We start from the raw sequence: 11,172 nt of genomic DNA on the forward strand, positions 1-11,172 counted from the left end.
TTTACCCAAAGAAGAATGCGCTGGGTTGGAACAGCTTTTCGACATCACCAATGAACTTCTTATCGACTAAAAACATAATAACATGGTCGTTGGCTTCAATTTTAGTGTCGCTGTGCGCAATGATCACTGAGTCTTCTCGTACTATTGCGCCAATCGTCGTGCCCGGTGGTAGCTTGATGTCTCTGATTTGTCGCCCTACAACCTTGGATGTGTTTTCATCGCCATGGGCGATGGCTTCTATCGCTTCGGCAGCGCCACGGCGTAATGAATAAACGTTCACGATATCGCCACGGCGAACGTGGGTAAGTAGTGCTGAAATGGTCGCTTGTTGGGGTGATACCGCAATATCAATCTCACCACCTTGTACCAAATCGACGTATGCACTGCGCTGGATCAGCACCATTGTCTTCTTAGCGCCCATTCGTTTCGCTAACATTGCTGACATGATGTTAGCTTCATCATCATTGGTTACAGCAATAAAGGCATCGACTTGCTCTACATTTTCTTCTGAAAGCAATTCCGCATCTGACGCATCACCACTGAAGACAATGGTTTTATCTAGGTGGGCAGCCAAATATCGCGCTCGGTCTTGATTGTATTCAATCAATTTGACCGAATGCTTATGTTCTAGGCGTTTAGCCAAGCCCGCGCCGATCAAACCACCACCGGCAATCATAATGCGCTTATAGCTCGACTCTAATTTCTGCAACTCACTCATTACTGCGCGAATGTGTTTAGTAGCTGCGATAAAGAATACTTCGTCATCGGCTTCAATTATGGTGGTGCCCAAAGGTCTTATTGGTTTGCCACGGCGATAAATAGCAGCAACCCGCGTTTCTACATTGGGCATGTGCTCTTTAAGCGCCGATAAAGCATGGCCGACGAGCAACCCCCCGTAATAGGCTTTAACCGCCACAAGGCTTGCGTTCCCGTCACCAAATTCCACGACTTGCAACGCACCGGGATAGTCGATAAGACGTTTTATTGCTTTGGTCACCAATTGTTCCGGTGCAATAACATGATCGATAGGCACATGTTCGGGTTTGAACATGTCTTCTTGATACAGCAGGTATTCCTCAGAGCGCACCCGTGCTATTTTCGTCGGAGTATTGAATAATGAATGTGCTACTTGGCATGCCATCATATTGCTTTCGTCACTGTTAGTAACGGCAATCAACATGTCGGCATCTTCGGCGCCAGCTTGTCTTAATACGTCAGGGTAACTGCCTACGCCCGTAACCACTTTCAAGTCCAAACGGTCTTGCAGTTCGCGCAGGCGATCTCCATTGGCATCAATTACTGTGATTTCATTTTTTTCGCCAACCAAGTTTTCGGCTAGCGTACCACCTACTTGGCCTGCACCAACGATGATAATTTTCATGTACGACTCACTGACGGCATATCGATTTTTATTGTTCTATTCTGACTTTAACAGTCTGGCGTAATAGAAGCCATCCATTTGCGCTTCTCCTGGAAGCAGTTGACGACCAATATTTTCACCATGAAGCTTAGTACAGAGTTGTGCGTTTGGAGTGACCTTTAGGAATTGAGCAATTTGTTGCTGGTTTTCCTGAGGTAAAATACTGCATGTTGCGTATACCATTGTTCCGCCAGGTTTTAGCGTCTGCCAGAGCGCATGCAATAGGGTACTCTGGATCTCGACCAATGTATCAATGTCGCTGGCTTTTCGTAACCAACGAATATCAGGATGACGACGAATAACGCCGGTTGCTGAGCAGGGGGCGTCCAATAAAATGCGGTCAAAAGGCGTTTTGTCCCACCATGAATTAGTATCTGCAGCGTCTGCGCACACAACACGAGCACTTAATTTTAAACGTGCTAGGTTTTCTTCCACGCGCGTTAAACGAGAGGCATCATTATCGATTGCAATACATTCGATACTCGGTTCGCGCTCCAGTAAATGACAGGTTTTCCCGCCGGGCGCTGCGCAGCAATCAAGCACGCGATCATTGGGTTGAGGCTGCATGTAATCTGCGGCCAGTTGCGCTGCACCATCTTGTACTGCAAACAGTCCGTCTGCGTATCCCGGTAGCGAGGTAATATCGACTTGCTTGTCTAATATTATGGCGTCTTGATGAGTTTCAGGAATAGAAAACGAGATATTGCTCGAATCTAGACGCTTTATATAGTCATTGCGAGAAGTTTGTTGACGATTAACGCGCAACCAAACCGGCGCTTTGGCATTGGTATTAGCAATTATTTGCTCTGCTTGAGTGGGGTAGGCATCAACGATTTGCTTGAACAACCAATTGGGCAATCCAGCCAGTGCAGCGGCGCTATCTGGCAACTGTTGAGCTAAATCGCTGCGTTGAAACTCACGCAATACAGCATTTACTAAGCCCTTTAATGACTGTGCGTTGAGTTTACGCGTTGCGTTAACTGTTTCGCCGATTGCTGCATGAGCTGGAACGCGGGAGTAGGCCAATTGGTAAAGCCCCAAGAGTAACAAGTGTTCTAACACTTTCTTGTTACCCTTTAGCGGTTTTTCCAACAATCGGCGTAACCAGAATTGCAGGATGGGGAGCTGCCGCAATACCCCAAATACCATTTCTTGTAGCCATGCTTTATCACGTGCATCGTTGTATTTACTTTGGGCTTGCTTAAGCAGTGATCGGCTTGACTGGCCTTGTTCTAATATGGCGAAGAGTAACTTGGCACCATCTGCTCGTAGTGAAGTACCGTTTGACTGGCTGCTCACGAGAGTATGGTTCCTTCGCGGAACCAGTCAGCTCGCGCATTCAGGATGTCTGATACTTGAGCTTGCTTTTTACCGGGTATTTGCATGGTTTTGATAACCAATACACCGTCTGCCGTGGCAATTGCCAGCCCATATTTGTTGGCACTTACTATAGTGCCAGGCTCTTTGTTGGCATTGGTTTTATCTACTTCGGCAGACCAAACTTTAATAGCTTGGTCAGCCACTTCGAACCATGCGACGGGCCAGGGGTTGAACGCGCGTACGTTCCGTTCAAGTTGCGCAGCGGATAAAGACCAATCACAGCGAGCCTCTTCTTTGCTTAATTTCTTGGCGTAGGTGGCTTCAGATTCGTTTTGTTTTCGCGGCGCTAAAGACGATAAGTTGTTTAACGTATGAAGCAGCGCCACGGGTCCGGTTTCGGCCAATTTGTCGTACAACGAGGTACTGGTTTCATCTGCAGCAATCGGTGTTTTTTCGATATACAACATATCGCCGGTATCCAAACCTTCGTCCATTTGCATGATGGTAACACCACTTTCAGCGTCGCCGGCCCATACTGCTCGTTGGATAGGTGCAGCTCCTCGCCATTTAGGTAAAATAGAGCCGTGAACGTTGATGCAACCTAAACGCGGTGTATCTAAAATCGCCTTTGGCAATATCAAGCCATAGGCAACCACCACCATAATGTCAGCTTCAATTGAGGCTAATTCTTGCTGTGCTTGTTCCGTCTTTAGTGTGCTGGGCTGATACACTGGGATATCGTGTGAAATCGCAAGTTCTTTCACTGGGCTGGCGTGTAATTTCTTACCTCGACCCGCAGGGCGATCGGGCTGTGAATACACCGCTACCACTTCATGCTGTGACGATAGTAAAGCGGCTAAATGCTTTGCCGCGAAGTCTGGCGTGCCAGCAAAGATAACGCGTAAAGGGTGCTCGGCAGAGGGTGTCATTTACGCGCGCGCCGCCATGCGAGCTTCTTTTTCAAGCTTTTTGCGTATGCGCTGGCGCTTTAAAGGTGACAAATAGTCAACGAATAAAACACCTTTTAAGTGGTCCAGTTCGTGCTGAATGCAAATAGCGAGCAAACCATGAGCTTCAAGCTCGAAAGTTTCACCATTTTCATTTAAAGCACGGACTTTAACGTATTCTGCGCGGTCGACCTTGGCATAGTTGCCCGGTACTGATAGACATCCTTCTTCGCTAACCGTTGAACCGTTCTTTTCGATGATTTCAGGATTGATAAAAACCCGTGGCTCATTTTGCTCTTCAGAGACGTCCATTACCACCACGCGCTTGTGCACGTTTACCTGAGTAGCAGCAAGGCCGATACCGTTTTCATCGCGCATAGTGTCGAACATGTCGGCAACTAATTGCTTGATGGAATCGTCAACAGCCTCTACCGGCTCAGCGACAGTTCGCAAGCGCTCATCGGGAAAACTTAAAACTTCTAATATTGCCATGATATTTTTCAACTACACTTTAATTCAGTATCAATTCCTATACTAAACGTGGCATAACACGCTTTACAGGGTTTACAACACCATTATTCTAACGCATAACGGTAATTGGGTGCGAGCTTTCTTAGGTATTACGACGAATGCCCGATAACCAAGAGAGTGCCATATGGTAATGGATTAAATTACAACCTCATGGGGAAGGTATGTTTAAACCAAAATTAAAAATCTTAGTACTGCTGGTATTACTACCTATGTGGTGCTTTGCGCAAGAAATTCAAGTTAAAGACAGTGCGCCTGAGCAGTATGAAGTTAAACAAGGCGATACACTTTGGGATATTTCTAATCTGTTTTTAGATAAACCGTGGTTATGGCCAGAGTTATGGCGCACGAATTCACAGATTTTAAACCCTCACCTGATCTATCCAGGCGATATACTCACGCTGCAATGGGAAGATGGACGTCCGGTATTAACCGTTGACCGGCCAGACAAGCGCGTAGTGACACTTTCACCCAATGTGAACCGCACTACGAAAACTGGCGCGATCCCTTTATTGCCTTGGAGTGCCATTGCGCCTTATCTGAACAACGACATGATCATGTCTGAAGAGTCCTATCAGAGATTACCGCACTTATTGGGTAATAGCTTCGGCGATATTCGATTCGTCAATGATGACGTTGTGTTGGCAAAAGCAACGGGTCGTTCATCTGATGAATACGTGATTGTCAGAAAGCAAAATGAATTGTTTGACCGTTTCGGCAATTCGATTGGCTATCAGGTACGCCATGTCGCGGATGCTGCGTTAACCGAAGCCCAACCTGAAAATGAATGGATGGTCAGGGTTAAGCAAAGCAACTATGAAGCGATGCGTGGCGATCGACTCTACGCCGCCAAAAAACAAACGCCTGAAGATATGAAATTGGTGCCTGCCAATAAGAGACAAAATGGTCAGGTGATCAGCAATTTGCACCAGCGTGATTTGCTAGGCAAGCACGACGTTGTGATTATTGATTTAGGCGCATCAGATATTGAGCCAGGTACTGTTATGGGTATCTACCTCGAAGGCCCAGATATCTATGATGGTGAAGAGCCTCAATATGATGGAGAGTCGAGCTTACTTAAAGGTGCTTTCCAAGATGGATCGACTATTAAGCAACCGGCCATCAAGATTGGCGAGCTGGTGGTTTTTAAAACTTTTGATAAGGCGAGCTACGCGATCATTACACGTGCAAGCGAGATGATTAAGAACGGAGTCTTAGTCGCTAAACCTTAGACCAATGTATTTTGATAGTCTCAAGGAGGAGACTTGGTACATTCCACTGACTGGGTAGATGAGTCGACTCGACGCACCTACATAAAACTCACTTCATTACCACGTTTTGACGCACGCAAATGGCAGGCGATGCAGCGTTGTGCCGGTGTTTCCGCTACTCAATTACACAACCTTTCAAATGCCCAGCTTAAAGCGTTGGGTTTCAATGCTGAGCAATGTGATATTTTGTTGGGGCTAAAAGACCAACACAATGTAGAGAAGGCACTACAGTGGCACCAGCCCGAGAAGCGCCAGTGGGTTATTACACCAGAAGATAGTTGTTATCCGGAATTGTTGTCGCATATCACCACAGCGCCTCTAGCGCTATTTGTGAAAGGCAACATTGAACTACTTAAGAAGCCTAAAATCTCCATTGTGGGCAGTCGCAAGCCGACCCACTACGGTAAGCGAATTGCGTTTGAATTCGCACAGAATCTAAATCAGTACGGCGTTTGTGTGGTATCAGGCCTCGCGTTAGGAATAGATGCGCAGGCACACAAAGGCTCTTTAGGTGGGCAGGGTAACACTATTGCTGTGCTCGGTTGTGGCATCGATGTTTGTTATCCGCACCGCAATCGCGCGCTTTTCACCGACATTGTTGAGCTGGGAGGGTTACTGCTCAGTGAGTTTGCGCCAGGCACTGCCCCGCATAAAGGGTATTTCCCTCGCCGCAACCGGATTGTAAGTGGCTTAACGTTTGGGGTTTTAGTGGTGGAAGCGGCAGTTAAAAGTGGTTCATTGATCACTGCTAGGCTCGCGCTGGAGCAAAACCGTGAGGTGTTTGCAGTTCCTGGCAATATTAACTCCCCACAGTCCGATGGGTGTCATTTTTTAATTCAACAAGGTGCTAAATTAACCACAAGCGTTTCAGACATTTTAGATGAAATTCAGGTGCTTAGCTTATTGTCCGATCACACTGCTATTGAAACTCGTGAAAAAAGTCCCATTTCTCTCTTGGCAACCCCAGATTTGTTAGATAGTGTAGAGTTTGATGTCACACCAATCGACATCATTACCGAACGCAGCAAACTGCCGGTTCAAGAAGTTATGGCAGCATTATTAGAATATGAGTTGCGAGGTCTCGTAGCATCCACTCCAGGAGGTTACGTTAAATTGAGGGGAAAATAATATGTTCGATATCCTCATGTATCTGTTTGAAAACCTTATCCACAGTGAAAGTGAAATCTGTGTCGACCAAGATGAGTTGACCGATGAGCTTGTGCGTGCGGGTTTCCATCATGATGAAATCTACAAAGCGCTAGCGTGGCTAGAGAAGTTGGCCGCATTACAAGAAACGGACATTAAACCATACCTAACTAAAGGCAATGTTGCTTCTGCCATGCGTATGTATACGCATGAAGAGGAAATGCGTTTAGACGCTGCCTGCAGAGGTTTCTTATTGTTCCTTGAGCAAGTTAACGTGCTTGACGGTGCTACACGGGAAATGGTGATCGACCGCGTAATGGAAATCGACGCTGCAGAGTTTTGTCTTGAAGACCTCAAATGGGTTGTTTTGATGGTGCTGTTTAACGTACCAGGCAAAGAAAACGCCTATGCGCAGATGGAAGATTTATTGTTCGATGAAAGTGGCGGTGTGTTACATTAAAGAATAAGTTCATCTAACAACGCCTAGGCTGTACGTGAGTAAAATTAATCATTCGCTGTTCAGTGCGGCAAACCATGCATTAAGCGCTGCATTTGGGGACTGCCCTAAATGCCAGGCTGTGCTGGTGGTTAGGCGAGGTAAGAGCGGCGCTTTTATCGGTTGCTCTACCTATCCTGAGTGTGATTACACCAAACCTCTGCACGACAACGAAGTGCATGTGGTTAAAACCATTCCTTCATCAAAATGTCCCGAGTGCGGACACGAATTGGCGGTTAAAAAAGGCCGATATGGTTTGTTTATCGGCTGTACCAATATGCCGGAGTGCCACCATATAGAGTCATTGAAGTCGCAATCTGAAACAGAAGTGGCTTGCCCTGTGTGTCATGAGGGACAGTTGGTGAAGCGTACCAATCGGTTTGGCAAGGCGTTTTATAGTTGTAACCGATATCCAGATTGTAAATACGTGGTGAATCACCAACCAATCAATAAGCAATGCGAGCAATGTGGTTGGGCCATAATGCTCAAACATAACGAAAAACTAGTCTGTCCGCAGCCAAAGTGCGGTCATAAACAACCAGTAAGCGAGTAGCATGTCTAAACCACATCACGGTCCTATCGAAGCCATTACCAGCGAACAAATCGAAAGCGTTAAGCAATACCTCATGAGCCTCCAGCAAAATATTTGTAAAGGCCTCGCAGAGGTTGATGGAAAAGGCGAGTTTGTTGTCGATGAATGGAACCGCGAAGAAGGCGGTGGCGGTCGCTCTCGGGTTATGAAGAATGGCGCGGTTATAGAGCAGGGCGGCGTCAACTTTTCACACGTATTCGGTGACAAGATGCCCGCGTCTGCAACAGCTGCTCGCCCTGAGCTAGCAGGGCGACATTTTCAGGCCATGGGCGTGTCATTGGTGATCCATCCGCACAATCCTTATGTGCCAACTTCTCACGCAAACGTGCGCTTCTTTGTGGCAGAAAAAGACGGTGCGGATCCGATTTGGTGGTTTGGGGGTGGATTTGACCTCACGCCGTTTTATCCACAACGCGAAGATGTTAAACACTGGCACCAAGTGGCGAAAGAGTTATGTCAGCCCTATGGCGACTCGGTCTACCCTGAATACAAGGCGTGGTGTGATAAATACTTTTACTTACCCCATAGAGGTGAAACGCGTGGAGTAGGTGGATTATTTTTTGATGATCTAAACCAATGGGGTTTTGAGCAATCGTTTGCGTTTATGCGAGCCGTCGGCGATGGATACTTGCCTGCTTATGTACCTATAATCCAAAACAATATGCACAAAACCTTTGGCGAGCGAGAGCGTCAATTTCAACTGTATCGCCGCGGGCGTTATGTTGAATTTAATCTTGTCTATGATCGAGGCACCTTATTTGGCTTGCAAAGTGGTGGTCGCACAGAGTCCATTTTAATGTCTATGCCACCGCTGGCGCGTTGGGAATACGGTTTTGAGGCAAAAGCTGGAACACCTGAAGCGCAGCTATTGGACTGGTTAAAACCCCAAGAGTGGTAGGCAAAAGCGAGGCTAGGCCACAAGTCTATTGATTTAGATCAATCGTAACTCTTGGTTTCACAACAAGAAATTTTCACTTGTTCTAGATCAACTTTTTTCTTTTTTTGATGTTTATAGTGCCCCCCATCACACGCATAAACATAAAGAGAGAAAACACATGAAAAAGACTACTTTAGCACTCGCACTAGCGGCCATTGCCATCGCTCCTTCAGCGTTTGCCTATGAAAAAGGCGATATGCTGGTTCGTGGCGGCCTAACAACTGTTGCACCAGACGATAGTAGCTCAAATATTTTAGTCGGCGGTGCCGATTTCGCCTTAGGCGGTCAAACCGTGGGTGGCGTGAATGTAGATAACAACACGCAGCTAGGTTTGAACTTTGCGTATTTCTTCGCTGACAACTGGAATGTTGAAGTACTGGCGGCAACGCCTTTTAGCCATGATATTGGTATCGGCGGTGGCATTAACCTAGGTAGCACTAAACACTTACCACCTACAGTAACAGCGAACTACTTCTTTGCAGATAAAGATGCGCAGTTCCAACCTTATGTTGGTGTTGGCTTAAATTACACTATCTTCTTCGACGAAGAATTTAACGGCGCTACTGTTGATGTAATTGAAGGTGCAACAGGCGGTGCTGTAATTTCTGATTTGGACTTGGATGCGTCTTTAGGCTTCTCTGTTCAAGTGGGCGCAGATTATTTCATCGACAAGAATATGTTCATCAATGCTTCTGTACGCTATATCGACATTGAAACTGAAGCGAGCTTTAAAGTGAACGGTTCAGACCTTGGTAAAATCGATACTGTAACGATTGATCCTTGGGTATACACCATTTCAGTCGGCTACAAATTCTAATTGCTGATTTTAGATTAACAAAAGCTCCGTTCGCGGAGCTTTTTTGTTGCGCATGTTTAATGTAGATTAAGCACAAGGCTCACAAATTACTCGTGTTGATGCAAAAGTTCGCAGTTTTTGGCAATCCGATACGGCATAGTCGTTCTCCTTTTATTCACGCCGCTTTCGCTCGGCAAGCTGATCTTGATATCGAATACACCGCAGAACTATCCACTAAAGAAGATTTCGTTGATGATATAACGTCATTTTTCGCCAATGCTAAAACTAAAGGGTGCAATATTACCGCGCCTTTTAAACTCCAGGCATGTCGATTAGTAAATACGCTCAGTGAAGAAGCGAAATTGGCCGGCGCGGTGAATACCATCGCTAAACTAAGTGATGGTTCTTTAGCCGGTTACAATACCGATGGAATGGGACTGCTCAGTGATATAACACGCCAAGGTGTTGAGCTGGGTGGGCAATCAGTATTGGTGTTAGGCGCGGGTGGCGCTGCGCGAGGTGTTTTAAGAGCGTTAATGAACCAAAATCCTGAGTCAATCACGATCACCAACAGAACGGTGGCAAAAGCCAAAGAACTGATTGAAATAGCGGAAACGATTAAGCAACCAGTGCAATTAGAAGCTTTGGGCTTTGACGAAATCGACAAACGCAGTTTTGATGTAGTGATCAACGCAACCTCATTAAGTCTTGATAATCAAATCCCCCCAATTTCATCTAGCGTTGTTGCCGATGCCAATTTGGTCTATGACATGGTTTATGCCAGTCAGCCAACCTCTTTCCTAGAATGGGCAAAAGGTGTTGGGGCAAAGAAGATAAGCGATGGTTTAGGTATGTTGGTTGGTCAAGCGGCAATGAGTTTTAGGATTTGGACGGACTTCACTCCGAATATTCAGCCCGTCATTGCAGAATTACGAGAACAATTATAAGTAGCTATATAGAGAAGAGGGCTTAATGCCCTTCTTCTATATATTCGTCTTTTAGCTTCACATAGTTCAGGGCGGATTGTTTTAGGAAGGCTACCTCGCCGTCAGTGAGCTTTCGCTTTTCCACCATTGGGTTGCCAACATATAAATAGCCAGAACGTAATCGTTTGTTAGGTGGTACGACAGTACCCGCACCTATAAAGACATCATCTTCGACTATTGCACCATCCATCACAATAGCTCCCATTCCTACGAGTATACGATTACCTAGGGTACATCCATGCAGCATACATTTGTGCCCAACGGTTACATCATCTCCAATGATAAGCGGAAATCCTTTGGGATTTTTTTCAGATACACGGGTTACATGCAGCACGGAACCATCTTGTACATTAGAACGCTTACCAATACGAATGTGGTTTACATCACCGCGGGCGGCAACCAATGGCCAAATGCCTACGTCATCATCCAAAACAATGTCGCCGTAGAGCACAGCGCTTTCATCTATATAGTTACTTTTACCAATCGTTGGGGTAACACCTTTATAAGCTTTTATTGGCATACAAAAATCAGCCTGTTGTAAATGAGTTGTAGATAGACTGTATATTAAAACGCTTTTTTGTTCGTTCTTCAGTCAAAAAACAACTTTTTTAAAGTTTTTTCAAAAAAGCGGTTGACCTGAGATGTTAGGTCTGTAGAATGCGCGCTCGCTTCAACGGGAAGACGAAACAAACAAATCAACGGCAGTGCCAATGATTTGACGGAATCCCTTAGC

General features: G+C 45.9%; 12 protein-coding genes. 7 read left to right on the plus strand and 5 right to left on the minus strand.

All coding sequences use genetic code 11. The features are described from left to right. Position 1 precedes the first annotated feature (1 nt). The 4 genes from trkA to def are packed head-to-tail and all read right to left on the minus strand — an operon-like array spanning position 2 to position 4,179. Positions 2-1,381 carry a Trk system potassium transporter TrkA gene (trkA, locus tag CSH93_RS15330; protein ID WP_100644169.1) on the minus strand — a complete coding sequence of 460 codons (1,380 nt, stop codon included), beginning with the start codon at positions 1,379-1,381 and terminating at the stop codon, positions 2-4. 36 nt (positions 1,382-1,417) lie between these two features. After that, entirely contained in the window at positions 1,418-2,719 is a 1,302-nt protein-coding gene (gene rsmB / locus CSH93_RS15335) for a 16S rRNA (cytosine(967)-C(5))-methyltransferase RsmB (protein WP_100644171.1), read from the minus strand. Continuing rightward, positions 2,716-3,669, minus strand: coding sequence for a methionyl-tRNA formyltransferase (fmt, locus tag CSH93_RS15340; RefSeq protein WP_100644173.1), 954 nt, complete (start codon positions 3,667-3,669; stop codon positions 2,716-2,718). Before fmt ends, rsmB begins: the two co-directional genes overlap by 4 nt. Beyond that, complete coding sequence (gene def, locus CSH93_RS15345) at positions 3,670-4,179, minus strand: peptide deformylase (RefSeq protein ID WP_100644174.1); 510 nt, start codon at positions 4,177-4,179, stop codon at positions 3,670-3,672. 200 nt (positions 4,180-4,379) lie between these two features. Between def and CSH93_RS15350 the strand changes: the two genes are divergently transcribed. The 7 genes from CSH93_RS15350 to aroE all read left to right on the plus strand — a co-directional run bounded on the left by CSH93_RS15350 (position 4,380) and on the right by aroE (position 10,400). Then, the gene (locus CSH93_RS15350; protein WP_100644175.1) at positions 4,380-5,447 is read left to right on the plus strand and encodes a LysM peptidoglycan-binding domain-containing protein; all 1,068 of its coding nucleotides are present in this window, start codon (positions 4,380-4,382) and stop codon (positions 5,445-5,447) included. A gap of 33 nt (positions 5,448-5,480) precedes the next feature. Next, positions 5,481-6,614: a DNA-processing protein DprA gene (gene dprA, locus CSH93_RS15355; RefSeq protein WP_100644177.1), complete on the plus strand. Its 1,134-nt coding sequence runs from the start codon at positions 5,481-5,483 to the stop codon at positions 6,612-6,614. 1 nt (position 6,615) lies between these two features. After that, positions 6,616-7,092: a DUF494 family protein gene (locus CSH93_RS15360; protein WP_100644179.1), complete on the plus strand. Its 477-nt coding sequence runs from the start codon at positions 6,616-6,618 to the stop codon at positions 7,090-7,092. Positions 7,093-7,126: 34 nt separating this feature from the next. Next, positions 7,127-7,681: a DNA topoisomerase family protein gene (locus CSH93_RS15365; protein WP_100644180.1), complete on the plus strand. Its 555-nt coding sequence runs from the start codon at positions 7,127-7,129 to the stop codon at positions 7,679-7,681. A 1-nt stretch (position 7,682) separates the two neighbouring features. Beyond that, complete coding sequence (hemF, locus tag CSH93_RS15370) at positions 7,683-8,618, plus strand: oxygen-dependent coproporphyrinogen oxidase (RefSeq protein WP_100644182.1); 936 nt, start codon at positions 7,683-7,685, stop codon at positions 8,616-8,618. Positions 8,619-8,775: 157 nt separating this feature from the next. Further along, positions 8,776-9,474, plus strand: a complete 699-nt coding sequence (locus CSH93_RS15375; RefSeq protein WP_100644184.1) for an OmpW family outer membrane protein — start codon at positions 8,776-8,778, stop codon at positions 9,472-9,474. Positions 9,475-9,572: 98 nt separating this feature from the next. Next, on the plus strand, positions 9,573-10,400 hold the full coding sequence (gene aroE / locus CSH93_RS15380; RefSeq protein ID WP_100644186.1) for a shikimate dehydrogenase: 828 nt from the start codon (positions 9,573-9,575) through the stop codon (positions 10,398-10,400). A 22-nt stretch (positions 10,401-10,422) separates the two neighbouring features. Here aroE and CSH93_RS15385 read toward each other — a convergent pair whose 3' ends face one another. Beyond that, a complete protein-coding gene (locus CSH93_RS15385) occupies positions 10,423-10,959 on the minus strand; it encodes a gamma carbonic anhydrase family protein (protein WP_100644187.1) in 537 nt (178 codons plus the stop codon). Positions 10,960-11,172: the final 213 nt, after the last annotated feature.

It is taken from the genome of Neoalteromonas facilis, assembly GCF_002807665.1.
In the GTDB taxonomy this organism is placed as follows: Bacteria; Pseudomonadota; Gammaproteobacteria; order Enterobacterales; family Alteromonadaceae; genus Alteromonas_E; species Alteromonas_E facilis.

Bases quoted from the DNA above. Each gene is read 5' to 3' on its own strand.
- trkA (WP_100644169.1), bottom strand. From the start codon at position 1,381: ATGAAAATTATCATCGTTGGTGCAGGCCAAGTAGGTGGTACGCTAGCC.
- fmt (WP_100644173.1), bottom strand. From the start codon at position 3,669: ATGACACCCTCTGCCGAGCACCCTTTACGCGTTATCTTTGCTGGCACG.
- def (WP_100644174.1), bottom strand. From the start codon at position 4,179: ATGGCAATATTAGAAGTTTTAAGTTTTCCCGATGAGCGCTTGCGAACT.
- CSH93_RS15350 (WP_100644175.1), top strand. From the start codon at position 4,380: ATGTTTAAACCAAAATTAAAAATCTTAGTACTGCTGGTATTACTACCT.
- CSH93_RS15360 (WP_100644179.1), top strand. From the start codon at position 6,616: ATGTTCGATATCCTCATGTATCTGTTTGAAAACCTTATCCACAGTGAA.
- hemF (WP_100644182.1), top strand. From the start codon at position 7,683: ATGTCTAAACCACATCACGGTCCTATCGAAGCCATTACCAGCGAACAA.
- CSH93_RS15375 (WP_100644184.1), top strand. From the start codon at position 8,776: ATGAAAAAGACTACTTTAGCACTCGCACTAGCGGCCATTGCCATCGCT.
- aroE (WP_100644186.1), top strand. From the start codon at position 9,573: ATGCAAAAGTTCGCAGTTTTTGGCAATCCGATACGGCATAGTCGTTCT.
- CSH93_RS15385 (WP_100644187.1), bottom strand. From the start codon at position 10,959: ATGCCAATAAAAGCTTATAAAGGTGTTACCCCAACGATTGGTAAAAGT.